Raw genomic sequence first — 23,839 nt, forward strand, 5'->3', positions numbered from 1 at the left:
GCTTAGGCCGCGATTTCCTGGGCAGCCCACTTGCGCAGGATCTGCGCGGTGCGCTCCTCATTGAGGTCGACCATGCGAGCCAGCCGCTCCTGTGGCGCCGGCCTGATCTTCTGGCGAAGATCGTCGAGCGGCGTGGAACCGGGACGCGCGCCCGGCAAGCTTCCGGCGGCGGGCGCGTCGAGCGAGGCCGTCGCTTCCGGCGTCGGCAAGGAGCGCTGGACTTCGTCGAAATTGGGACCGGCGATGGCCGGCGTTGCCTTCGCCGTCAGCGCGGCGGCCATCGGCCTGAGACCGAAGAACGCGACCAGGAACACCACGACGATGAAGGCGCCGGCGTTGATGAGCGTGCCGGCATGTTGCCCGATCGAATCGAGCATGCTTGCCTGCGGCAGCGCCTCGCCATTCAATCCGTCGATGAACTCGACCGCCGAGACGTCGATGATGTCGCCGCGCTTCTCGTCGAATCCGGTGGCCGACGTCACCATCTTCTGGATCTCGGCGACGCGCTTGGCGATCTGTTCGGGAGTGGCGTCCTTGCCGAGGATGGTTGCCAGGCGCTGCTGGTTGACGACCACGGCGATCGACATCTTGGTGACGGTATAGCCGTTGGAAACGGTGGCGATCTTCTTGGAATTGATCTCGTAGTTGGTGATCTCTTCCTTGCGGTCGTTCTGCGAGGTGGACTGCGGCCCCTCGGAGGTGGTCGCCTGGGTTTCCGGCATGTTCTGCTCGACACTGGCGGGAGTGGATGCCTGCTTCTGATTGCTGTTCTCATTGGCGCGCACCGACTGCACCGAGCGTTCGACACGGGAATTCGGGTCGAAGATCGTCTCCTCGGTCTGGCGGGTGTCGGTGTTGACATCGGCCTTGACGCTGGCGCGGAAATTGTCGGGGCCGAGATAGGGCGCCAGCGCCCGGCGGATGTTGTCGCCGATCTGCGCCTCGACGGTTTGCTCGACGCCAAGCGTGCGGGCGGCGCTGGTGTTCGACGGGTCGTCGCCGGCGGCCAGAAGGTTGCCGTTGGAATCGAGCACCGTGACCTTGTCGGCGGACAGGCCGGGCACCGCCGCGGAGACGAGATGGCGGATCGACATCGCGCTCTTTTCGGCATCTATGCCGGCGTAGCGGATGACGACCGAGGCCGAGGGCTGCTGCTCGTCGCGGCGGAAGTTGGCGCGCTCGGACATGACGATGTGGACGCGCGCGGCCTTGATGCCCGAGATCGACTGGATGGTACGGGCAATTTCGCCCTCGAGCGCTCGCACCCTGGTTATCTGCTGCATGAAGGAGGTGAGGCCAAGCGAGCCGACATTGTCGAACAGCTCGTAGCCGGCATTGGAGCTGGTCGGCAGGCCCTTCTCGGCTAGCAGCATGCGAGCCTGGGCGGTCGTGCCGGCCGGCACCAGGACAGACGTGCCATCTGATCCGACATCGAAGCCGATGCCGGCCTCGCCCAACACCAGGCCGATCTGGTTTACGTCCGCGCGGTCAAGCCCGACATACAGCGTGTCGTAGGCCGGTCGATTGAGATAGACCGAGGCCACGCCAATGACGCTCATCACCAGAACGGCGATGCCGGCCAGCATGGCAAGGCGCTTTACGCCGAAGCCCTGGAGATTCGAGATGATGCTCTGGATCTGTACCGGCACGATTCGACCACTCCCAGCGTTGGTTTCCTCCAGGACACTAGGCCCCGAAGCTTGTGCGAAAATGATAGGCCGAAACGAAAAGGCCGCGCTCGAAGCGCGGCCTTGCGGATTTGTCAGGAAGACGCTGGCTGATCAGCTTAGCCGTTCTTGAACAACGACAGGATCGACTGCGAGGAGCTGTTGGCGATCGACAGGGACTGGATACCGAGTTGCTGCTGCACCTGCAACGCCTGGAGGCGTGTCGATTCCTTGTTCATGTCGGCATCGACGAGCTGGCCGACACCGCGGTCGATGGAGTCCATCAGGCTGGAGGTGAAGGTCTTCTGCAGATCGATGCTGCTCTTGGCCGAGCCGAGGATGGTGGCGGAGTTCGTCAGCTGGCCCATGACGTTGTCGATCTTGGTGATCATCTGGGTGATGATGTCGTCGGTTACGCCAGGGGCCGTGATGTCAAGATTGAAGGCCGAGACGTTGTCGATCTTGGTCGCCGCCGGGCTGACCGCCGCCTGCGCGGTGGTGTTGGCGGCGATGTCGGTGGCGCCGCCGGCGATCGCGGTCGCATAAGCGGTATCATACTGCGTCTGGGCGGCCCCGGTAGCATAGATAGAGGTCTTGCGGTCGAGAATGCCAGAATTCTTCACGGCGGTGGAGAGGCCGTTGTCGAACAGCTTGGTGCTCTCGACATCGATGTCGATCGTTCCGAGCTGGACGGCGCCGGAGGACGTGCGGTTGAACGAAGAGACGATCTTGGAGTCGGGCTGCACGCCATCATTGGGCGCGGCGACCTGCGTGGATGTCACCGAAAGGTAATTCGAGCCAGAAAAGGTGGCGGCGTCGGCAAAGGACTTCATCTGTGCCTGAAGCGCCGTGATTTCGGTCTGCGTCTTTGCCTTGGCGGCATCCGTCTGGCCCACGGTCGAAAGCAATTTGGTCTTGATCTGGCTGATCGTCGACAGAACATTGTTCATGCCGGTGTAGGCGGTATCGACTTTCGAGGCGCCGAGGCCGAGCGCATCCTGTACCGTCGACAGGGCCTGATTGTCCGAGCGCATGGTGGTGGCGATCGACCAGTAGGCGGCGTTGTCGGAGGCTTCGGAGACGCGGTAACCTGTCGAGATGCGCGCCTGCGTCTGTTCAAGCGACTTGTTGGTGGCGTTGAGGCTTTGAAGTGCGGTCAACGCCGCGGCGTTGGTCATGATGCTCGCCAAGAAAGTCGCTCCTTTTCAAAAGCCGGCATGCCCACACATGCCGGATAGGCCCGTTCAACAATGGCATCGTGCCTTGATGAGGCTGATTCGCCAAGCTGTTGTAAGCTATTGGTTAACCATGACTAGCGTTTTATGGTTAATGACTTGTTAAAGGCAGGCTTTCAAAGATTAAGGCGCGGCCGTTGGTGGGATTTGCTTGGATTCGAGCGCGCTTGGATCGACGCGCTGAACTGCTGGCTGCGCGGCAAAGCTCCCGGCCAGGCATGGGAGCGACGTATCGTGACGCAAACGCAAATCGGGCCGCGCTTGTGGCGCGGCCCGATCTTTTGATTTCGACTAGCTGGGCGGGTGCGATTAGCCGCGGAAGAGCGACATGATCGACTGCGTCGAGCTGTTGGCGATCGACAGCGCCTGGACGCCGAGCTGCTGCTGGACCTGCAGGGCCTGCAGACGGGTCGATTCCTTGTTCATGTCGGCGTCGACGAGCTGGCCAACGCCGCGATCGATGGAGTCCATCAGGTTCGAGGTGAAGGTCTTCTGCAGGTCGACGGAGCTCTTGGCGGCGCCGAGCGTGGTGGCGGCGTTCGTCATGTCCTTGAGGGCGGCGTCGACGACCTTCATCTGGTCGGCGATCTGCGAGTCGCTGAAGCCTTTGCCGGTGGCCGAGTCATACACCTTCAGCGTGGCGACCGAATAGGTGTCGGCAGCCGTGGAAGCAGCGCCAGCGGTCGGAGCGGCTGCGGTGCCGGTAACGGCGCCGGTGCTGCCGAGACGGTCCGCGTCAAGAATGCCCTTAGCCGTTGGTGCGGCACCGCTGTCATACAGCTTGATGCTTTCGACATTGACGTCGATCGTCGAGATCGACGACGCGCCGGAAGCATCGCGGTTGAAGGCGGAAACGATCTTGACGTCTGCCGCGGTGCCCGAAGCGGTCGACACGGAGAGCATGTTGGTGCCGGAGAAGGTGGCGCCATCGGCGTAGGACTTCAGCTGCTTCTGTAGCGCGGCGATTTCGGTCTGGGTCTTTTCCTTGTCGGCGTCGGTCTGGCCGTAGGACGCGACCAGCTTGGTCTTGATCTGGTTGAGGGTGTCGATCGAGCTGTTCATGCCGGTGTAGGCGGTGTCGACCTTGGAAGCGCCGAGGCCCAGCGCGTCCGAAACGGTGGACATGGCCTGGTTGTCGGAGCGCATCGTGGTGGCGATCGACCAGTAAGCGGCATTGTCCGAAGCCTGCGAGACGCGGTAACCGGTCGAAATGCGGGCCTGGGTGTCCTGGAGGGATTTGCTGGTGGCGTTAAGGCTCTGCAGCGCCGTCAGAGCGGCGGTGTTCGTCATGATGCTGGACATGGTACTCGTACCTTGATTTTACGCGTCTTTTTTTCATACCGGCTTTTCCGGTATGACGGTGCGGCATCATGCCAATGATCTTCGAAATTCGATCACCCGCCATCTGTCAGCGACTATGCGGGGAAGTTCCTACCAAAGGACTAAATCCGAAGGTTAATCGGAAATATTTCGGGTGGAATTCGAGCAACAGGTGCCGTGCGCCGGCCGGTGCTTCGGCCGTCTCGCGAGGCGCGGTCGTGAGGCGCGGGTGCTCAGCTGAAGGAGCGCACCAGGCTGCCGACGAGCAGGTTCCAGCCGTCGATCAGGACGAAGAACAGAATCTTGAAGGGCAGCGACACGACAGTGGGCGGCAGCATCATCATGCCCATCGCCATGGTGATGGTGGCGACTATGAGATCGATGACGAGGAACGGCAGCACGATCAGGAAACCGATCTCGAAACCGCGCCGGATCTCGGAGATCATGAAGGCAGGCACGAGAATGCGCAGATCGACGGTTTCCTTGGCGACGACCTGGCCGCGTTCACGCGCGAGGTCGGCGAAAAGGTCGAAATCCTTGTCGCGCACATTGCGCAGCATGAAGGTCCGGAACGGGTCCGATATCTTCTCGAAGGCTTCCGTCTGGCTGATCTGGTTGTCCATCAGCGGTTTGACACCGGTGTTCCATGCCTGATCGAAGGTCGGCGCCATGACATAGAAGGTCATGAACAGCGATAGCGAGATGAGGATCAGGTTGGCCGGTGTCGACTGCAGGCCGATGCCGGCGCGCAGGATCGAGAAGGCAATGACGAAGCGCGTGAAGCTCGTCACCATGATCAGCAGGCCCGGCGCCACCGACAGCACGGTGAGCAGGCCGAACATCTGGATGATGTAGCCGACCGTGGTGCCGTCGGCCTTGCCGATGCCGCCGAAGTCCAGCTGCTGGGCTCCGGCCACGGAGGTGGCGGCGACGATGAGGGCGGTGGCGACGAGAAGTTTTCTCATTCGAGCAGCAATGTCCTGATGAGAACCTGTTTGACGTGACCGCCGCCACGGATCATGGCGCGTTCCTCGAGGTCGGCCTTCAGATGCTGATAGCCGCTGGCGCCCTCGATCTGGTGCAGCTTCAATGTCCGCGCCAGGGCCATGAGGTCCTGCTGGATCTGCTCGGCCAGCGCGGGCGGCTGCGGGACGTCGTAAACCACCGCTACCTCGAGCCGTATCCACATGTCGGCCGGCGAAGCGAGGTTCGTGGTGATCGGCGCGAGCGGGACAAGCGTGGACACGCCAGCCGCGCCGTGCGCGCCGCCGCCCTCGGGTTTCCCGCCTTCGGCATGACCGCCCTCGGTATGCTTGGCTTCCGTTGCCGTGGCCGGCGGCACGACGTCCGGCCCCTGCGCGCCCTTGAGGTAGCCGCCCGACAGCCAGCCCATGCCGATGGCGGCGACCGTTACCGCCATCAGCATGGCGATCTGGATGACAAGGGAGGGACCCTTGCTGGGCTGAACCTGTTCGGCATTGGCCATGATGGGTTCTCCGGGCCTAGAACGGCAGGACCTGATCGAGAACCTGCTGGCCATAGGCAGGTTGCTGGATCTCGGTGATGCGGCCGCGTCCGCCGTAGGAGATGCGCGCCTCGGCGATGCGCTCGTAGGGGATCGTGTTCTCGGCGCCGATATCGGCCGGCCGCACGATGCCGGCGATGGTCAGCACCCTGAGCTCGGCGTTGACGCGGACCTCCTGCGATCCCTTGATCATCAGATTGCCGTTGGGCAGGACGTCGATGACGATGGCGGCGACGTTGAGCTCAAGCGTTTCCGACCGCTTGATCTCGCCGTCGGCTGTCGTGTCCGTGCCGGAGCTCAGAGCGCCCGCGCCCTTGCCGGCGGTGCTCAGCTTGTCCCATTGCGCACTGATGTCGTAGCCGAGCTTGCGGTTGGCGGTACGGCTCCTGTCGTTCTGGTTCTTGAAGTTGGCGCGATCGTTGATCTTGATCTTCACGGTCAGGATATCGCCCTGCGACAGCGCGCGCGGATCGGTGAACAGGCGGCTCTGGCGGTCGTCCCACAGCGAGAATTTCCTGACCGGCAGCGCCGGCGATTGCGGATAGCGGTAGAGCGAGCCGGTCGTGCCGTCTGAGATGCCGGAGCCAACCGGCGACATCGACGGTTCCCGGCCGACCTCCTTGAGGTCCGTACCGCAGCCCGACAGCATGGCGACCGCAAGCAGGATGTACGTTTTGCGGATCATGACGGATCTACCCTTCGGGCTGCGCTGGCCATGATGCCGGTGAGCGTTGCCGCCGCCTTCTGGTCCATTTCGTTGAGGATGACGCCGGCCTTGCGCGAATCGAGCTTCATCAGGATCGCGGCAGCGAGATCGGCATTGACGATCGCCAGCCGTTCGGCCGCGGCGTCCGGCTTCATGTCGGCATAGATCTTGACGACACCGTCCTCGGCGCGGGCCAGGAACACCTCGCGCCGCTTCAGCCATGTCTCGTATTCGGCCCGCTTCTCTTCCAGCGCTTTCATGCGTTGGTCTATGCCTGCCTGAAGCTGTTTCAGCTCCTGCGCCTGCAAGGCATAGCGGCGGTCGCGCGCCGCGTCGGCGATGTTGGAACAGAAACGCTGGATTTCGCTCTCGTCCGGCTTTGCTTCACGCGCCAGCTGCCGCGGCGCCTCGGCGGGCTGCGCACCAGGCAGAACCTGGCGAACCGTGTCGTCGGCGCGGGCGGCGCCGCCCATGGAGAATGTCACGGCAAGGACCGGTGCCGCGAAAGCCAGCCAGGCTGCGCGGCGATGGTATTTGTGGGGGAGGGAAGTGGTCATCGGCGTCGCCTATTGGAGAACCAGGTCGGCCTGCAGAGCGCCGGCCGATTTGATGCCTTGCAGGATGGCGATGATGCCGTCCGGCTTGACGCCGAGACGGTTGAGCCCCGAAACCAGCGTCTGCAGATCCGGACCGTCAAGCACCGCGACGCGGGCATCGGGCCGGGAGGCATCGATGGCGGTGAACGGCTCGACGGCGGTCTCGCCTTTCGAGAAGGGCTCGGGCTGGACGACGCGCGGTGCTTCGGTGATGCGCACGGTCAGCGTGCCATGACTGATGGCTACCCGCGAAATCTTGACGTCGTTGCCGATGACGATGGTCCCGGTGCGTTCGTCGATCACGACACGGGCCGGGCCGTCGGCCTCGACCACCAGGTTCTCGATCTCGGCATAGAAACGCGCCGCCGAAACATTCTTCGGCCGCCTGATCTGCACAGTGCGGGCGTCACGCTCCGCGGCCACACGCATGCTGAAGCGCTGGCTGGTGTAGTCGTTGATGGCGTCGGCGATGCGCACGGCGGTGGAGAAATCGGGATTGCGCAGCTGCAGCGTCAGCGTCGCCTGATCGTCGAATTCGGCCTTCACCGTACGCTCGACGATGGCGCCGTTCGGCACACGGCCGGCGGTCGGCACGCCCTGCGTCAACTGCTGGGCCTGGCCTTGCGCGGTGAAGCCCGAAACGATGACCGAGCCCTGGCCCACCGCGTAAATCTCGCCGTCCGCCGCCTTCAGAGGCGTCATGATCAGCGTGCCGCCGGCGAGCGAAGTCGCGTCGCCCATCGAAGACACATCGATGTCGATGCGGGAGCCCGACTGGACGTAGGGCGGCATGTTGGCGGTGACGATGACCGCCGCGACGTTCTTGGCGCGGGCGCTGCCTCCCTCGGTGGCGATGCCGAGATTTTCGAGCATGGCGCGGATCGACTGTTCCGTGAAAGGCGAATTGCGCAGGCTGTCGCCGGACCCCGCCAGTCCGATCACCAGGCCGTAGCCGACAAGCTGGTTGTCGCGCGAGCTCTGCAGTTGCGCGATATCCTTGATGCGCGACGCGACCTGCCCGGGCGGCAGCGAACTTGGGCCGGAAGAGACGCGGAACATCCGGTTGGTGGTCGCCGGGTCGTATTCGGGGTCGTTGAATGCGCCGCCATCCCTCGCGGCAAGGTCACGCTTGGCCTTCGGGGTCAGGCCGTCGGCGAGCGATGGCTGAAGACCGGCCAGTGCCGCGAGCAAAAGGACAAATGCACGTTTCATGAAGCGCTGACCCGGATGGTTCCGTCTTCCATCACCGTGCCGGAGAGGATCTTTCCGCTGTCGCTGTTGCGGACCTTGATGAGATCGCCGGCAGCACCCGGCTGCAGCGTGACCGCGGTGGCTGAAATGGTCAGCGTGCCAGCGGTGAACAACACCTGAACTGCGGCGCCCTGCTCGACCAGCCACGCGTCGCGGATGGCGTTGGTCGGTATGTAGCGGCCCGGCAGCAGGGTGCGTTTGGCAACCTTGCCGTTGAGCTCCTCGGCCAGGGTCGCGACAGCATCCGGCTTGTGCTTGCCCGGAATGAGGGTCACCTCTTTCAGCGCGGCGAGTTCTATGGTTTCGCCTGGGTAGATGACGCGGTTGGGGATCAGTACGACCTCGCCGGCGGCTTGATTGGCGGCGATCTGGGTAGCCGACTGTCCGGCCGATTCCTGGGCGACAGCCGGCATGCCGCCGGCAACCAGCGCGAGGACGAGCGCTGTGCGACGGAAAGCGGAGCAGGAGATCGGCAGGATCATCTTCCGTTACCTGATGTTCTTGGAGACAACAGAGGCCATGTCGTCGGCCGCCTGGATGACTTTTGAATTCATTTCGTAGGCACGCTGCGCCGAGATCAGCTCGGTGATTTCCTTGACCGGATCGACGTTGGAGGCTTCGAGATAACCTTGCTGGATGGAGGCGAAGCCGGGATCGCCGGGCACGCCGACATTGGCCGGGCCGGATGCCGCCGTTTCCTGGAAGAGGTTGTCGCCGAGCGGTGCAAGCCCAGCCTCGTTGGCGAAGTTGGCGATCTGGAGCTGACCGAGCGTCTGCAGATTGGCCTGGCCATCGAGGCGCGCGAAAACCTGCCCCGTCTTGTTGACGATGACTTCCACCGCGTCGGTGGGAACGGTGATCGCCGGGATGACGTTGGCGCCGTTGGCGGTCACCAGCTGGCCGGTGGCGTTGGTGTTGAGGGCGCCGGCGCGGGTGTAGAGCGTGCCGCCGTCGGCGCCCTCGATCTGGAACCAGCCGCGGCCGGTAAGCGCCAGGTCGAAACTGTTGCCGGTGCTGGTCAGTTCGCCCTGGGTGTGCACGTTGCGCACCGCCGTCGTCTTGACGCCGAGGCCGATCGAGACGCCTTCCGGAACCAGGGATGCATTGGAGCGATTGGGAACGCCCTGCGTGCGGTCGACCTGGTAGAGCAGATCGGAGAATTCGGCGCGGGCGCGCTTGTAGCCGGTGGTGTTGATGTTGGCGATGTTGTTGGCGATGACTTCCAGATTCGTCTGCTGGGCATTCATGCCGGTGGCGGCGATGGCGAGTGCTTTCATAATGTCCTCAGATGCCCATGCGGCTGACTTCTAGATACGCGGAGACGACCTTGTCGCGGATGGCGACGGCCGTCTGGAGGGCCTGCTGGGCGCTCATCACGGCGTCGACCACCTGACGCGTGTCGGCATCGCCCTTGAGCGCCTGCATCGACACCTGCTCGGCATTCTGCAGCGTGTTGACAGTCTTTGTGGCGGCCTGGCTGACCGCCTCGGCGAACGAGGTGCCAAGGTTGCCGCCGGCCTGGGATGCCGCCGGGCCGGAAAGCAGGCTCGACGCCCCATCGACGCCGTCCGTCGCGGGGTTCAGTTTCAGTGCGCCGATGCCGGTTACGATCATTGGTTCCTCATCAGGTCGATGGTCATGGAAATAAGGTCGCGCGCCTGCTTGATGACCTGGAGGTTGGCCTCATAGGAGCGGTTGGCCTCGGTCATGTCGGCCATTTCGATCAGCGGGTTGACGTTGGGCATCTTGACGTAACCCTTGTCGTCGGCGGCCTCGTTGCCCGGCTGGAATTCGACGGGGAAATCAGAGGGATCGCGGTCGATCGAGCTGACCTGTACCAGCGAGCCGCCCGTGGCCTGGTCGAGTTGGGAAGCGAAGCTGATGGTCTTGCGGCGATAGGGGTCCGAACCTGGCGCGGTGCCCGTGGACTGCGCGTTGGCGAGGTTTTCCGAAACCACGCGCAGGCGTTCCGATTGGACGCCCAGGCCCGACGATGCGACTTTGAGGGCTGCCGTCAGTGCGTCCATGTCAGGTCTTTACCGCCATCATCATCATCGAGTGGAATGCCTTGACGATCGCAGTGTTGAGCTCGAAGGCCCGGCGCACCTCGCCGGCTTTCATCAGCTCGTCTTCGACGACGACCGTGTTCTTTGACGGCAGGATCACCCCGGTGGGTTCTTCCTGCTTGATCCTGAAGCCGGCATTGGTTGCTTCGCTGCCGAGGTGTCCGGCTTCGGTTGCCTGCAGCGACACCGCCGTGCGGTCGAGCACCTTCTCGAAGGGCTCGACATCATTTGCCGTGTAGCCGGGCGTATTGGCATTGGCGATGTTGCTGGCAATCGCCGACTGGCGCACGGCCAGCCACTGCGACTGCTTGGTGGCAAGATCGAAAAGGGTAACGGGCTCCATGGGAATCTCCGGGCAGGTGTCCCGAAGACTAGGCCGCCAGTCTTGCGCGGACCTTGCGGAGAAACTGGCGCCGCCAGCGGCGCCAATCCGGTTTACTTGGAGAGTTCGATCACGTCATTGGTGCTGGTGACCATGACCCATTTGCCTTGGCGCTGCTCGATCGACGAAACGCTGCTGGCGTCCGGCAATTTCGAGCCGCGCTGGACGATCCACAGGCCTGTATCGTCCTCGATCATGGCGCGGCCGTTGGCGACATGGACCAGGCGGAACTTCGGATCGGCGGGAAAGGGCTGCTGGTCGATTCCGGGCGCTTGGGCGGGATCCTCGGCCTTGTCCGGCACGGTCGCCGTGGCGAGCGGATCGATATCCATCGCCGGAACATCCTTCGCGGTGAGCGGTGCGCTGCGTTGGGCCACGACGCCGCCGCCCGCCCGGCCGGAATTGGTGCCGGTGCCACCGAACTTGATGGCCTGGACGCCGAACTGCTCCTGGTTGAAGAAGATGTACCAGGGAAAGAGCGCGCAGATCAGGCCGAGCGTAACGCCGAGCGCGGCGATGACGAAGTCGCCGCGCCGGTCGGCCTTCTTGCCCAGCTTGGGAAACTGCGCCTTTGGGGGTTGCGGCCATTGGGCACCGGGAAACAGGTCGTCGATAGCCGACTTGCGGTGCTGCTCGGCCTCCCTGGCGGCCTTGTCCGCTTTCGCCTTCCTGGCAGCGTTCGCCTCGACGACGGCATCCTCTGCGGCCTTCGCCGCGTCCAGCATCTCACGCAGGAGGCGTTCGGTGTACTGACGCTCAGTCTCCTGCATCGGCATTCTGCTTTCCCTTGAGGTGGCGGGCGAGGTCAGAGAACGGGTCGGCCGACGGGCGGTCCCTCGGCGACTGTGTCAGCGCTTCGTAGATCAGCGGCACCTGACGCACGGCCATGTCCAGTTCGGCGTCGACACCGCCCTGATAGGCGCCCAGCAGGCGAATATCGCGCGTGTCCTCGAAGCGGGAGATCATCGCCTTCAGCATGGTGACCAGAGCCCGTTGCTCGGCGCTCCATGCCTTGCCGCCGAGGCGCGAGATGGATGACAGCGGATTGACGGGCGGGTAGCGGCCCTGCTCGGCGATGGTCCGGTCTAGCACGACATGGCCGTCAAGGATGCCGCGCACCGAATCGGCGACTGGATCGTTGTGGTCGTCGCCGTCGACGAGCACGGAGATGATGGCGGTGATCGATCCCTTGCCCTCCGCGCCGGGCCCCGCGCGCTCAAGCAGCTTGGGCAATTCCGTGAAGACCGATGCGGGATAGCCGCGGGCAACCGGCGGTTCGCCGGTGCCGGTCGCGACCTCGCGCAGCGCATGTGCGAAACGGGTGATCGAATCCAGCACCAGCAGCACCCGATGACCCTGGTCGCGAAAGTGCTCGGCCACACGCATGGCGGTGTCGGGCGCGCGCCGGCGCATCATCGCGCTCTCATCGCTGGTGGCCACGACCGCGACGGTCTTGGCCATGCTGTCGCCGATCGTGTCCTCGAGGAATTCACGCACCTCCCTGCCGCGCTCGCCGACCAGCGCGACGACGACGGTGTCGAAAGCGTCGGCGCCGGCCAGCATGGCGAGCAGCGTCGACTTGCCGACGCCGGAGCCGGCGAAGATGCCGAGGCGCTGGCCGAAACACAGCGGCGTGAAGATGTCGATGACGCGCACGCCGGTCATGAACGACGTTCCCACGCGCTGCCGTGACATGGCGCCGGGCGTCGCGTCATCGCCGGCGTCGTCGCCCCTCAGCAGGGGCGCGCCGCCGTCGATAGGGCGGGTGAGGGCATCGATGGCGCGTCCGCGCCACGAGACATGCGGCGTCACGGTCAGCGGACCCCGGCGGAACACGGCGTCGCCGATGCCGGCGTCCGAGCTGCGCTCGAAGGGTGCGATGACAACCTCGTCGCGATTGATCTTGACGACTTCGCCACGACGCGTACCTGCATGGCCGCGGTGCTCGACGATGTCACCGAGCCTGGAAACTTCGGAAAGGCCACGCACCTTGTAGTGCGTGGAGGAGACTTCCGTGACAAGGCCGCCGCGCTTCAGCAGTGTTTGCCCGTCGCCGAAACGGCTGACGATACGCTCCAGCATGGCGAGCCGGTTCTCCGGCTCGAGGTGCTTTTCGGGAGCACGCATCATGGGCAAGGCGGGCGACATGTCGCTACTTGGAGCCCAGCGTCTTGATTGCCTCGTCGGCGGACGAAGCGTTCTGGCGCAGCAGGGCGGCTGCGTTTTCGAAGGCGCGCTGGACCATGATCAGCCGGGTCATCTCCAGAACCGGGTTGACGTTGGATTCTTCAACGAACCCTTGGGCGATGCCGACATCGGACCGGTCGGTGATCGGCTCGGGTGTCCGGGCGGGGATGATGCCGGAATTGCCATAGCGGACGAAATTCTGCCCGGGATCGAAATCGTAAAGGCCGATCGAGCCGACAAGCTGGTCGCCCTGGCGCAGCGAGCCGTCGGCGCCGGCCTTGGGCGCGCCATTGCGCGGATCGAGCTGGATCGGCGCCCCGCCCGCGTCCAGCACCGGATGGCCCTCGATCGACATCAGCTCGCCACTGTCGTTCATCGAGAAACGCCCGTCGCGCGTCATGACGGTTCCCGCTGGCGTTTCGATGGCGAACCATGCATCGCCCTGGATGGCGAAGTCGAACGGATTGCCGGTTTCGGTTATCGAACCGTGCGCGCCGGAAAGATAGGTTTTGCCCGAAGACGAGAAAGACACCGATTTTTGCCCGGTGCCGGTCACGACGTCCTCGAACTTCACGCCGGTGGCGCGAAAGCCGATGGTCGAGGCGTTGGCGACGTTGTCGGCGATCGTGTCGAGGCGGCGTTCGAGCGCGATCTGCGCTGAAAGGGCGACGTAAAGACTGTCCTGCATGATCGCTCAGGACCTCAGCTTCAGCATGGCCATCATCAGGTCGGTCGATATCCCGACCGAGGTCGGTTGCGCGAAGAGCACGCTGACCGATGTCACGGCTGTCGAGGTCGGGTTGTTGATCTCCCACATGCTGGTGAAGCGCGTCAGGAACTTGCCGAGCTTTGTCGGATCGGTGAAGTCCGAAAGGTTTAGCTTCTGTTCGAACAGTTGCGCCTGCTTGTCGATATCGGCCGTGGCGAAGGAATCAGGCAGGCCGAGCGCGGTGCGCACGACACTGGAAAGCGCGGTGTCGGCCAGCACATCGTACCAGTTGGTGATGGTCGGCGCCTTGCGTTGGAAATAGAGGGCCAGCCGCACGCCCTGGTTGGACTCTCCGGCATTCTCCTCCAGCGTCTGGCGCAGGTATTTGTCGACGGTGGGCTGCTGCGCCGCGTTGTAGGTCGTCGTGCTCTCGCCGTACTGCTCGAAATTGAAGGTGGAGGCCAGGGCGGCGTAGGTCTTGTCGGTCATCTTGTTGGCGACGCTGTTGGGGTCGCGGATGCCGCCCAGCAAGACCTTTTTGATGGTGTCCTTGTTTTCGGTGGCCGCATCGAGGCCGACCGACGCCAGGGCGTAGGTGTACAGCCGGTTGTCCGACATCAGGTCGTCGACGGACTTAACCTTGGTGATGTTGGCCATGTAGTAGGCCGTCTCGCCCTTCACATAGGGCGAGTTGGGATCCAGACCGGCGATCTGCGCCTGCTTGGCGTAGTTCGACGTCGTGAATTGCTGTGTCTTGTTGTAGATGGTCGCATCGGCGCCGTTGGCCGCGAAATTGAAGGCGGACACGAAATCGGCGTAGCGCTTGTCGGTCAGCTTGTTGGCAAAGCTGTTGGGATCGGAAACACCTTCCTTCAGCGCCTTGACCATGAAGGCCTTGGCATAGTCCATATCCTCCAGCCCGAAGGCTTTCATCGCATATTTGAACAACCGATCATTGTTGACGAAGTCGTCGATCGATTTCACCTTGGTGATGTTGTCCAGATAATATTTGGTGTCACGATCGACCACAGGCTGCTTGCTGATCTGCGTGATCGACTTGGTGATGTCTTTTGCTATGAGCTGGTAGCTGGTAAAGGTATTAAGCAAGGACGTGCCTCCGGCAGAACCTAATCCACGAAGGATAGCCTCACTTCCTTGCGCGAAGCTGAATCGCGGGGTGACCCCGATGCGGCCAATCCGGCAACGGCGGATGCGTTCGATTCAAGCCCCGCACAAGGCACGCGAACTATCCATGGGCCAAAGATTAACGCGGAAGGACCGTTCGTGGGCATTCTGATCGGACTCGTGGTGACGCTTGGCTGCGTCCTTGGCGGCTTCATGGCCATGGGCGGGCATCTGCAGGTGCTGGTCCAGCCCTGGGAAGCCGTGGTCATCTGCGGCGCGGCACTCGGCACGTTTCTCGTCGCCAACCCGATGAAGACGGTCAAGGATACCGGCAAGGCGATCCTCGAGGCGTTCAAGCAGGCGGTGCCGAAGGAGCAGGACTATCTCGAAACGCTCGGCGTGCTGCACAGCCTGATGCGCGAGCTGCGCGCCAAGTCGCGCAGCGAGGTCGAGGCGCATATCGACAATCCCGAGGAGTCGGCGATCTTCCAGGCGTTCCCGACCGTGCTCAAGAACCACGACCTTACGCATTTCATCTGCGACTACTGCCGCATCATCATTATCGGCAATGCGCGCTCGCATGAGATCGAGGCGCTGATGGACGAGGAAATCCACACCATCAAGGCCGACAAGATGAAGGCTTATCACGCCCTGGTGGCGGTGGGCGACGGCTTGCCGGCGCTCGGCATCGTCGCCGCCGTGCTCGGCGTGGTCAAGGCGATGGGCGCGCTCGACCAGTCGCCCGAAATCCTCGGCGGACTGATCGGCGCGGCACTTGTGGGAACGTTCCTCGGCATCTTCCTGTCCTATGCGGTGGTCGGGCCGGTCGCCACCAAGGTCAAGACCGTGCGCGAGAAGAAGAACCGCCTCTACATCATCGTCAAGCAGACGCTGCTGGCCTACATGAACGGCGCGCTGCCGCAGGTTGCGATCGAATTCGGCCGCAAGACCATCTCCTCCTATGAACGGCCGACGATCGACGCCGTCGAGCAAAGCACGATGAATACCGGCTCCGCCGACAAGAAGGCCGCCTGATCGATGCGCGACGACACAAAAGGCCGCGTGGTGTCATGACGAAAACGGATAGCCCGTCGGAGATTCGCTCCCTGGTCATCGAGCGTCTGGTCGGCGACAGTGGCGAAGCCGCCCAGGTCATCGGCGCCGGCCGTGCGATGGCGGAGAATGCGGTGCCGCTGCTGCAAAAGCGGCTGGCCGGCGAACTCGGAGCGCCGGTCACCGTCGATCTGCGGGCGGTCGAGGTCAGCCGCGTCGCCGACGCCCGCTCGCATGTCGGCGATACTTTCGCCATGACGGTGGTCGCGTCGCCGGCGTCGTCGGACACGATGACCCTGGTGATCGACGCCTCGGCGATCGCCGTCATGGTCTGCGCGCTGTTCGGCGGCGATCCGGACCAGCCGGTTTCGCCCATCGAGCGGCCGTTGTCACAGATCGAGACCGATATCTCGACCCTGGTGTTCCAGGAGGTGGCGCAGGCCCTGAACAATGCGGGCCGGCATCCGCTGGAACTGCGCCTGCCGCTGGCACGCGCGATGTCTGGCATGGACGCGAAGCGCTATGTGCTGCGCGACGGTGCGGCTGTCCGCATCGTCTTCGGCATCTCCACGCCGACCGAAACAGGCACGGTTTCGGTGATGATCCCGCAACGCATCCTGCTGGGCACCCACGCCGGCACCGACAGCCCGACCACGAATTCCGACTGGCGCGCGCGTTTCTCCGAGGAGGTGATGCGTTCGACCGTGGCGCTCGAGGCAACCATGCCGCTGGCACGGCTTACGCTTGGCGACCTCGCCAATTTCGAAGCCGGCCAGGTCATCGAATTCGAGGAAACGGCGCAGTCGCGGGCGAGGCTCAGCGCGCGCAACAAGACGCTGTTCGTTTGCGAGTTCGGCAAGCTGGGACAGAACTACACCGTCCGCATCAAACATCCCTACGACGCCGGACAGGATTTTATCGACGGGCTGGTGCGGGGCTGACGCCCGGCAAGCTCGTGCTTTTGGAGACGATCGATGGCCAAGACCAAGATAGAAGCCGAACCCGACCAGCCGGACGAGCAGCTCAACCGCGCCATAGAAGAGTTGCGCGGTGTTCTCCAGGAAGAAGAGAAGCGCCCGGATGCCAAGGCGGCCGGCGCGAATTCGAACATCATCATGAACATTCCGGTCGATGTGCAGATCATCCTCGGCAGCACCGAGATGCCGGTATCCGATCTGATGGCGCTTCAGAAGGGCTCGACAGTGGCGCTCAACCGCCGAATCGGCGAACCTGTCGACGTGGTGGTCAATGGCCGCAAGATCGCGCGCGGCGAGATCACCGTGCTGGAGAGCGACCCGTCGCGCTTCGGGATCAGGCTGACCGAGATCATCGCCGGGGCGAAGGGCGCATAGGCATGGGCGACGAGCGTTGTCAGGGGAAGCTGAGGCATAGGGCATGACGACGCTGGCAACGCTGACGCGGGCGCAGAAGGCTGCCGCCATCCTGGTGGCGATGGGCAAGCCGTCGGCGAGCCGGCTGCTGAAATTCTTCAAGCAGGAAGAACTGAAGGCGCTCATCGAGGGTGCCCGGCTGTTGCGCACGATTCCGCAGGGCGACCTCGAGCGCATCGTCGCCGAATTCGAAGCCGAATTCACCGAGGGCGCCGGCCTGCTCGATTCCGCCGACCGGATGGACACCATCCTCAACGAATCGCTGTCGCCGGAAGAAATGAGCGCCATCATGGGCGACAAGCGGTTCGAGGTGGCGCCCGAGGGCCCGCCGCCGATCTGGCCCGATCTCGAAAAGCTCGAGCCCTCGCGGCTTGGCGCGTTCCTGGCTGGCGAACACGCGCAGACCTCGGCCATGGTGCTGTCGAAACTGTCGCCGCAGGCAGCGGCAAACGTGCTGCTGACGATGACAAAGGCGATGCGCGGCGAGATCATCAAGCGCATGGTGACGATGGCAACCATTCCCGAGGCCGCTGCCAAGATCGTCGAGAACCGGCTGCGCACGAGCGTGCTGAATGAAACCTCGACCAAGGACACGTCGGCCGGCCAGGCGCGCGTCGCCAGCCTGCTCAACGAAATGGACAAGCCTCAGCTCGAGGAAGTGATGCAGGATCTGGAGGCGGCCGGCACGCCCGATCTCGACGGGGTCAGGGCCCGGCTGTTCGCCTTCGAGGATATCCCGCAGCTTAGCCAGAAAGCCCGCGTGCTGCTCTTCGACGGACTGTCGACCGAGTTGATCACCCTCGCCCTGCGCGGCGCGCAGGCGGGTCTTGCCGAATCCGTATTGTCGGCGATCGGCGCACGCTCGCGGCGCATGATCGAATCCGAACTGGGCATGGAGCCCGATGGGATCGCCGCCGCCGACATCGCCGCGGCGCGCAAGACGATCGCCTCAACGACCGTCCGCCTGTCACGCGAAGGAGCCTTCGAGCTTCCCTCGAGCCAGAACGCCGCGGCCTGACGCCGCGCGGCTAGGACACGATGTCTGACGCGACCGACAAGGACTCCAAAACCGAAGAGGCGACGGAAAAGAAGATCCGCGACACGGTCGAGCAGGGCAAGCTGCCGCATTCGCGCGAAGTCCCGATCCTCGCCTCCTTCGTCGCCATCCTCGTCTTCACCGTTTTCTACGCCAAGGATGCCATTGTCGACCTCGGCATGTTCATGTCGATGTTCCTCGAGAAGCCTGAAGCCTGGCCGATGGACACCGAAACCGATGTCATCGCGCTCTACAAGGTCGTGCTGATGGAGATCGGCCGCGCCGTCGTCAGCCTGCTGGTGCTGCTCATCGTTGCCGGCATCGGCGCTTCGGTGTTCCAGAACATGCCGCAATTCGTCGGCGAGCGGATCAGGCCGCAGCTGTCGCGGATCTCGATCGCCAAGGGCTGGAGCCGCATGTTCGGCGTTCAGGGCTGGGTCGAATTCCTGAAGTCGCTGGGCAAGGTTGGCTTCGCCATCGCCGTGCTCGTCTTCACCCTGTCGGAGGATCACCGCAAGCTGCTCGCCGGCATGATCACCAACCCCATAGCCTTCGGCCTCGTTATCCGGGGCATCGCGGTCGACATACTGGTGGCGATCGTGTTCGTCATCGGCCTGATCGCGGCGGTCGACCTTGTCTGGTCGCGCTTCCACTGGAGACAGGACCTGCGCATGAGCAAGCAGGAGGTCAAGGACGAGATGAAGCAGTCCGAAGGCGACCCGATCGTCAAGTCGCGGCTGCGGTCGCTGGCGCGCGACCGCGCCCGCAACCGGATGATGGCGGCGGTGCCGCGCGCGACGCTGATCATCGCCAATCCGACGCACTTCTCCATCGCCTTGAAATATGTCCGCGAAGAGGACGCGGCACCGCTGGTGCTGGCCAAGGGCCAGGACCTCGTGGCGCTGAAAATCCGCGAGATCGCCAAGGAGAACAACATCCCCATCTTCGAGGACGTGGCGCTCGCCCGCTCCATGTACAAGCAAGTTTCGGTGGATAATGTGATCCCGTCACAATTCTATCAAGCCGTCGCCGAACTGGTGCGGATCGTCTACTCGAAAAAAGCTGAGCGCAGACCGACCTCATGAACCGGCAACCGCATGCAAATTCCCGCGAGATCATCGTGGCCGACGCCATCGAACAGGTGGTGGGCGAGCTGCGCCTGATCGACGTCGCCGACTACATTGCCTTCATCCGGCTGGAGCATTTCGCCTGCCTGTCGGACCTGGTGGATTCGGCGGCGGAACTGTACTTCCATGCGGGTACGCTGCGGCTCGGCCATGGCGGCGAGGCGCATGTCGACTGGAGCGGCAGCCCGCGCATCGTGCTCGACCTTGAACTCAGGCCGCCCGGCGTCACCGTCTATTTCCAGCTGACGCTGAGCGAGCACGGAGCCTCGGTCGCGGTAAACTATGTGTCGTTCGAGAAGCCGGACGAAGACCCCGAGCACAACACGGCCTTGCTGGCGGCGGTCATCGAGCAGGCACGCATCCGAAAACCCGAGCCGCTGGCCTATCGCTGAAACCCCGGGACCCTTGCGCATCCCGGACCCAGCCGTGCCCCTGGATGTCATCCAGCAAGGCTTTATTCGATAAGGCCCAGCCGCAATGCCTTGGCAACGGCCTGGTTGCGATTGACCGCGTTGAGCTTCTGGGTTGACTGGGTCAGATACTGGTTGGCCGTGTGGACCGAAAGCTTCAGCAGCCGCGCGATCTCCTCGCTGGTGTTGCCGTTGGCGGTCAGCTTCAGACATTCGAGTTCGCGCTTGGAGATCGATCGTACCCGGCCCGCATCGCCCGGACGAATTCTCGCAACGGCGGCGAACAGCGAAAAGCACCGCGCATGGATCTCGTAGAGCGTGTCCTGCTGCAAGACGATCTCCGAACCCAGGAAGATGACCAGGCCGCATTGGCCGCGCTCGGCATGGACGGGAAAGGCGATGCCGCTGGTGCCCGGCGCCAGCGGCGCCATCTGCTCCGTCCATGAAAGATTGCGGAACATTTCCGCCGAACCGGGCAGGCCGTCATCGGTCCACCAGCGCGGCTCCGTCGAAAGGCCGGTGTGGCGCACGATCTCCTCGCCATTGGCGCCCGAGATGAATTTCGTCGCCACGGAGATTCCGGGATAATCTGAATCGAGGCAGGGGACGAGGCGCGCCCGCTCCGGCGAAGGGCTGACGAAGAACAGCCCGAACGCCGAAGCGTTGATGTCCACCGCGATCCAGCGGCAGCGGCGCACGGCATCCGGAATGGTGACGGCGTGATGGACTTCGGAACCTGGCGGCAACGCGCCAAAGAGGGTCTGTTCGTTGGGCAGGGTTTCGGCAGCGTGCCTGGCGTCAGCATGTTTCAAATGATGCCGCTCCTGATTGCCGTGGCGATGGCCATGGCGCGGTTGCTGGCCGCGAATTTCTGTATGGCATGGGTGATGTAGCTGTTGACGGTGTTGGACGACACACCAAGGATGACGGCGACTTCGTCGGTGGTCTTGCCTTCGGAGACCCAGAACAGGCATTCGCGTTCGCGGTCGGACAGCGGGTCCTGCATGGCGGCCGCCGCGATCAACTGCGGTATGTGCGAGAGCGCGTAGCAGCATTTCAACTGCGCCTTCATCAGCGCCGGCTGGTCGATCCTGCCGGCATCGGCGGCCGAGAACAGCGCGAACAGGCGCTGGCGGCCGACATTCAGCCGCAGCGAATAGATTTCCGCATGGCCCAGCACATCGAGAAGACGGGCCTCCTCGCCGCTGACCAGGCCGCCTGTGTCCGGCGCCTGGGCGGCGATGAAGGGTGTCGGCTGGGTGCCGGGCGCGGTGGTAAGCATGCCTTGGGCAAGAGCCGCGATGAGCCTTTTGCCGATCAGTTCGATGGCGTCGAAAATCCAGTTGGACGAGACGATGCGCGCGTCGTTGCGGTCCTGGTCGTGGACGATGGCGACGAGCATGTAGCTGTCGGCGCCGATGTCGGCGGCAAGCTGCATGAAAAAGCTGGTGAGATCGCCACGCGACGCCAGGCGCGTGCCTGATGGGTCGGACTGGAGAAGGGCGGCGGGGCTACTCATTTCGATGCTTTTGGCCGGAATCGATTCTGATGTCCGGATGCTGGCGTCACCAGCGGCCGGACTTGAACACGCGTTACTTTCACGAAGACACAACTCAAGGCGCGCAACCGCACCCAATCGGACCGAATCCTTTCAGGGAACGCGAAGCCGTCCGCGTCTGGTGCCGGAAAACTCCGGAACGTGAGACTTTGGGTGGTCGCCGCGCCCCCCGAGGAACGGCTGATTCGGGTCTAATCTAACCTCAGTTGAATCCGACATCAAACCCGAATTGACAGAATCGAATCTTATGGACTCGCGCCGACTCGGAAGGACTGATTTCGGGGCCCCGACACGTTGCTTTCATTAGGCAATCAATTCTGCCTCAGACATGGCGTGTGGCCAGCTTATCGGTTGCGAGGGAGCGCCATGCCGCCATTTTGGCGTGCAAGGCGCGTTTCAAGACTTGCTAAATTGCCTGTTGTGCTGTCGGAAACCGATTCCGATTTGCGCACCGGTGCCATGTTTTCGGCCGCCGCCGGCGTGGGGAAGCGATGGTTTTGGCGGGCTTTGGGTATGGTCGGCCGCGTCGTGGCGCTGCCGTCGGCGTGGGGTCCAGAAGCATGGGGTCCAGAGGCATGGGGTCCTGAAGGAAGGGCGGCCGGGCCGCCCTTCCTTCTTTCGGGACTGTCGTTACCGGCCTCGGGCCGGCGGCAGGCTTACTGGTCCTCGAAGCCGGTCAACACGCCCACGGCGTTGATGCCGATCTCCTCGACGGCATAGCCGCCTTCCTGGACGAAGAGCGTCGGCAGGCCGAGCTTGGCGATGCGCTGGCCGATCTTGGGATAGTCCGGGCTCTTCAGCTTGAACTGGCTGATCGGATCCTTTTCGAAGGTGTCGACGCCGAGCGAAACGACGACGATGTCGGGCGCGTAGGCGGCGAGCTTGGCGCAGGCGTCCTCCAGCGAGGCATTCCAGGCGTCCCAAGTGGTGCCGAAAGGCATCGGGTAATTGATGTTAAAGCCTTCGCCTTCACCCGCGCCGCGCTCGTCGGCATGGCCGAGGAAGAACGGGTACTCGACCATCGGATCGCCATGCAGGTTGAGGACCTGCACGTCGGCGCGGTCATAGAAGATCTCCTGCGTGCCGTTGCCGTGATGGTAGTCGACGTCGAGGATCGAGACCCGCCTGGCGCCCTGGTCGCGGAACCATTGCGCGGCGACGGCGGCGTTGTTGATGTAGCAATAGCCGCCCATGAAGCCGGCGCCGGCATGATGGCCTGGCGGGCGGCAGAGCGCGAAGGCTGATCTGTCGCCGTCCTTGACGAGGCCAGCGGCGGTCAACGCCACGTCATAGGAGGATTTGATCGCGGCCCAGGTGCCTTCGACGAAGGTGGCGCCGCCGTCGAACGAATAATAGCCGAGCAGGGCGTCGATGCGCTGTGGCGGCACGTCGCCGCGCAGGCCGCGCGTCGGCCAGGTGAAGGGCATTGCCGAGCCCTTGAAGCCGGCTTCCACCCACTGCGGCCACACCGTCGGCAGGAAGTCGATGTAGTCGGCCCTGTGGATGCGCTTGGCGGCGGCCAGATCGTGCTCGACCGGCGCGATGATCGGGCCCAGCTTCTCGCTTTCGACGCGTGCCTTGATGAACTCGGCGCGTGACGGCTTTTCGAAGCCCGGCACGATGGCCGCGGTGACGAGTTCCATCTGGCCGGTGTGACCGGCATGGAGTGGCGAATAGACAGTCTTCATAAAATTCCTCTCGAAATGCGAACTTAGCCAAGATTGAGATAGGGGCTCACCAGAGCGAGCCACATGGTTTCCACATCGTCCTCGATGAGGTCGAATGTCCTGCGGTCTTTCTTCAACCCCACAAGCCGGCAGGCGTGCCCGACTTCCATCATCACCACGCCGAGACGGCTGGCGATCTTTTCATCCAGAGCCGGGTTCACATGCCGCAGCCATGCGGCGTAGAGCGCGATGATCTGTTCGTCATATTCGTTCTGGATCGGCCTGAGGTCGGCGTTGCCGGAAATAGCCTCGATGACCGGCATCAGCGTGGCGTTGTCGAGATAGAGCCTGGACGTGTCGATGAAGAGCTTGCGCACTTCGTTGCGGAACTCTTCGCGGTTGGTTGGCGGGGCCACCTTGATGCGCTTTTCTATCACCTCCGGAAAGGAGGACAGCCAGCGCCGGGCGAGGTCGAGAAGGATGGCTTCCTTGTTGGGAAAGTACTGGTAGACCGACCCGACCGACAGTCCCGCGCGCTGTGCGATGGCGAGGGTCGTCGGTGTCTTGGTTCCCTGCTCGCGCGTGAGGATCAGCGCCGCGTCGAGTATCCTGTCGACCACCTTGCTGGACCGCTGCTGCCGCGGTTGCTTGCGCGGTTCGAGCGCTATCCTGGTTTTGCGATCGAGACTGCGCTTCACGGCTTGATGTCCTCGTTCCCCGCCTGGTCCCAACACAAGCGCGGGGTGCCGTCCACAATACATTCCAAATTCCGTATGTTGACAAACGCGAATAATTAGTCGCATTCTTTTATCCACGCTGTTTTTCGCG

At 63.5% G+C, this 23,839-nt stretch carries 27 protein-coding genes; 6 read left to right on the forward strand and 21 right to left on the reverse strand.

Annotation, left to right across the window (positions count from 1 at the left end):
- Positions 1-2: 2 nt before the first annotated feature.
- The 17 genes from fliF to ACO07C_RS23260 form a co-directional block, all read right to left on the reverse strand.
- Positions 3-1,649, reverse strand: a complete 1,647-nt coding sequence (gene fliF, locus ACO07C_RS23180) for a flagellar basal-body MS-ring/collar protein FliF (RefSeq protein ID WP_421916492.1) — start codon at positions 1,647-1,649, stop codon at positions 3-5.
- A gap of 137 nt (positions 1,650-1,786) precedes the next feature.
- Positions 1,787-2,857, reverse strand: a complete 1,071-nt coding sequence (locus ACO07C_RS23185; protein ID WP_421916493.1) for a flagellin — start codon at positions 2,855-2,857, stop codon at positions 1,787-1,789.
- A 354-nt stretch (positions 2,858-3,211) separates the two neighbouring features.
- On the reverse strand, positions 3,212-4,204 hold the full coding sequence (locus ACO07C_RS23190) for a flagellin (protein WP_421916494.1): 993 nt from the start codon (positions 4,202-4,204) through the stop codon (positions 3,212-3,214).
- Between the two features lie 251 nt (positions 4,205-4,455).
- Entirely contained in the window at positions 4,456-5,187 is a 732-nt protein-coding gene (gene fliP / locus ACO07C_RS23195; RefSeq protein ID WP_421916495.1) for a flagellar type III secretion system pore protein FliP, read from the reverse strand.
- Positions 5,184-5,708 carry a flagellar basal body-associated FliL family protein gene (locus tag ACO07C_RS23200; RefSeq protein WP_421916496.1) on the reverse strand — a complete coding sequence of 175 codons (525 nt, stop codon included), beginning with the start codon at positions 5,706-5,708 and terminating at the stop codon, positions 5,184-5,186. Before ACO07C_RS23200 ends, fliP begins: the two co-directional genes overlap by 4 nt.
- 16 nt (positions 5,709-5,724) lie before the next feature.
- Entirely contained in the window at positions 5,725-6,432 is a 708-nt protein-coding gene (gene flgH, locus ACO07C_RS23205; RefSeq protein WP_421916497.1) for a flagellar basal body L-ring protein FlgH, read from the reverse strand.
- Positions 6,429-7,010 (reverse strand): MotE family protein, encoded by a 582-nt coding sequence (locus ACO07C_RS23210; protein ID WP_421916498.1) that lies wholly within the window; start codon positions 7,008-7,010, stop codon positions 6,429-6,431. Before ACO07C_RS23210 ends, flgH begins: the two co-directional genes overlap by 4 nt.
- Before the next feature lie 9 nt (positions 7,011-7,019).
- Complete coding sequence (locus tag ACO07C_RS23215; protein WP_421916500.1) at positions 7,020-8,261, reverse strand: flagellar basal body P-ring protein FlgI; 1,242 nt, start codon at positions 8,259-8,261, stop codon at positions 7,020-7,022.
- Positions 8,258-8,782: a flagellar basal body P-ring formation chaperone FlgA gene (flgA, locus tag ACO07C_RS23220; RefSeq protein WP_421916501.1), complete on the reverse strand. Its 525-nt coding sequence runs from the start codon at positions 8,780-8,782 to the stop codon at positions 8,258-8,260. The genes ACO07C_RS23215 and flgA overlap by 4 nt, the downstream gene beginning before the upstream one ends.
- Positions 8,783-8,788: 6 nt before the next feature.
- The gene (gene flgG / locus ACO07C_RS23225) at positions 8,789-9,577 is read right to left on the reverse strand and encodes a flagellar basal-body rod protein FlgG (RefSeq protein WP_421916502.1); all 789 of its coding nucleotides are present in this window, start codon (positions 9,575-9,577) and stop codon (positions 8,789-8,791) included.
- Between the two features lie 7 nt (positions 9,578-9,584).
- Complete coding sequence (locus ACO07C_RS23230) at positions 9,585-9,914, reverse strand: flagellar hook-basal body complex protein FliE (RefSeq protein WP_421916503.1); 330 nt, start codon at positions 9,912-9,914, stop codon at positions 9,585-9,587.
- Positions 9,911-10,327 (reverse strand): flagellar basal body rod protein FlgC, encoded by a 417-nt coding sequence (flgC, locus tag ACO07C_RS23235; RefSeq protein WP_421916504.1) that lies wholly within the window; start codon positions 10,325-10,327, stop codon positions 9,911-9,913. The genes ACO07C_RS23230 and flgC overlap by 4 nt, the downstream gene beginning before the upstream one ends.
- Before the next feature lies 1 nt (position 10,328).
- Complete coding sequence (gene flgB, locus ACO07C_RS23240; protein WP_421916505.1) at positions 10,329-10,709, reverse strand: flagellar basal body rod protein FlgB; 381 nt, start codon at positions 10,707-10,709, stop codon at positions 10,329-10,331.
- Positions 10,710-10,801: 92 nt separating this feature from the next.
- Positions 10,802-11,524: a hypothetical protein gene (locus ACO07C_RS23245; protein WP_421916506.1), complete on the reverse strand. Its 723-nt coding sequence runs from the start codon at positions 11,522-11,524 to the stop codon at positions 10,802-10,804.
- Positions 11,505-12,878: a flagellar protein export ATPase FliI gene (fliI, locus tag ACO07C_RS23250; protein WP_421916507.1), complete on the reverse strand. Its 1,374-nt coding sequence runs from the start codon at positions 12,876-12,878 to the stop codon at positions 11,505-11,507. Before fliI ends, ACO07C_RS23245 begins: the two co-directional genes overlap by 20 nt.
- Positions 12,879-12,900: 22 nt before the next feature.
- On the reverse strand, positions 12,901-13,623 hold the full coding sequence (gene flgF, locus ACO07C_RS23255; RefSeq protein ID WP_421916508.1) for a flagellar basal-body rod protein FlgF: 723 nt from the start codon (positions 13,621-13,623) through the stop codon (positions 12,901-12,903).
- Between the two features lie 6 nt (positions 13,624-13,629).
- Positions 13,630-14,751: a DUF1217 domain-containing protein gene (locus ACO07C_RS23260; RefSeq protein WP_421916509.1), complete on the reverse strand. Its 1,122-nt coding sequence runs from the start codon at positions 14,749-14,751 to the stop codon at positions 13,630-13,632.
- Positions 14,752-14,928: 177 nt separating this feature from the next.
- Between ACO07C_RS23260 and motA the strand changes: the two genes are divergently transcribed.
- From motA to ACO07C_RS23290, 6 genes are read left to right on the forward strand one after another with little or no spacing between them, the layout of a single operon-like run.
- Entirely contained in the window at positions 14,929-15,804 is an 876-nt protein-coding gene (gene motA / locus ACO07C_RS23265) for a flagellar motor stator protein MotA (protein ID WP_421916510.1), read from the forward strand.
- A gap of 35 nt (positions 15,805-15,839) precedes the next feature.
- A complete protein-coding gene (locus tag ACO07C_RS23270; protein ID WP_421916511.1) occupies positions 15,840-16,763 on the forward strand; it encodes a FliM/FliN family flagellar motor switch protein in 924 nt (307 codons plus the stop codon).
- 33 nt (positions 16,764-16,796) lie between these two features.
- Positions 16,797-17,174 carry a flagellar motor switch protein FliN gene (gene fliN / locus ACO07C_RS23275; RefSeq protein WP_421916512.1) on the forward strand — a complete coding sequence of 126 codons (378 nt, stop codon included), beginning with the start codon at positions 16,797-16,799 and terminating at the stop codon, positions 17,172-17,174.
- A gap of 43 nt (positions 17,175-17,217) precedes the next feature.
- Complete coding sequence (locus tag ACO07C_RS23280) at positions 17,218-18,231, forward strand: flagellar motor switch protein FliG (RefSeq protein ID WP_421916513.1); 1,014 nt, start codon at positions 17,218-17,220, stop codon at positions 18,229-18,231.
- Positions 18,232-18,251: 20 nt separating this feature from the next.
- Positions 18,252-19,334, forward strand: a complete 1,083-nt coding sequence (gene flhB / locus ACO07C_RS23285; protein ID WP_421916514.1) for a flagellar biosynthesis protein FlhB — start codon at positions 18,252-18,254, stop codon at positions 19,332-19,334.
- Entirely contained in the window at positions 19,331-19,768 is a 438-nt protein-coding gene (locus tag ACO07C_RS23290; protein ID WP_421916515.1) for a hypothetical protein, read from the forward strand. The genes flhB and ACO07C_RS23290 overlap by 4 nt, the downstream gene beginning before the upstream one ends.
- 62 nt (positions 19,769-19,830) lie before the next feature.
- Here the strand turns inward: ACO07C_RS23290 and ACO07C_RS23295 are convergent, their stop codons facing one another.
- The 4 genes from ACO07C_RS23295 to ACO07C_RS23310 form a co-directional block, all read right to left on the reverse strand.
- Positions 19,831-20,598, reverse strand: coding sequence for a response regulator transcription factor (locus tag ACO07C_RS23295; protein ID WP_421916516.1), 768 nt, complete (start codon positions 20,596-20,598; stop codon positions 19,831-19,833).
- Positions 20,595-21,305, reverse strand: a complete 711-nt coding sequence (locus tag ACO07C_RS23300) for a helix-turn-helix transcriptional regulator (protein ID WP_421916517.1) — start codon at positions 21,303-21,305, stop codon at positions 20,595-20,597. The genes ACO07C_RS23295 and ACO07C_RS23300 overlap by 4 nt, the downstream gene beginning before the upstream one ends.
- 695 nt (positions 21,306-22,000) lie before the next feature.
- Positions 22,001-23,032: a histone deacetylase family protein gene (locus ACO07C_RS23305; RefSeq protein ID WP_421916518.1), complete on the reverse strand. Its 1,032-nt coding sequence runs from the start codon at positions 23,030-23,032 to the stop codon at positions 22,001-22,003.
- Between the two features lie 23 nt (positions 23,033-23,055).
- The gene (locus ACO07C_RS23310) at positions 23,056-23,709 is read right to left on the reverse strand and encodes a TetR/AcrR family transcriptional regulator (RefSeq protein WP_421916519.1); all 654 of its coding nucleotides are present in this window, start codon (positions 23,707-23,709) and stop codon (positions 23,056-23,058) included.
- Positions 23,710-23,839: the final 130 nt, after the last annotated feature.

The organism is Mesorhizobium sp., from assembly GCF_965229135.1.
GTDB lineage: Bacteria > Pseudomonadota > Alphaproteobacteria > Rhizobiales > Rhizobiaceae > Mesorhizobium.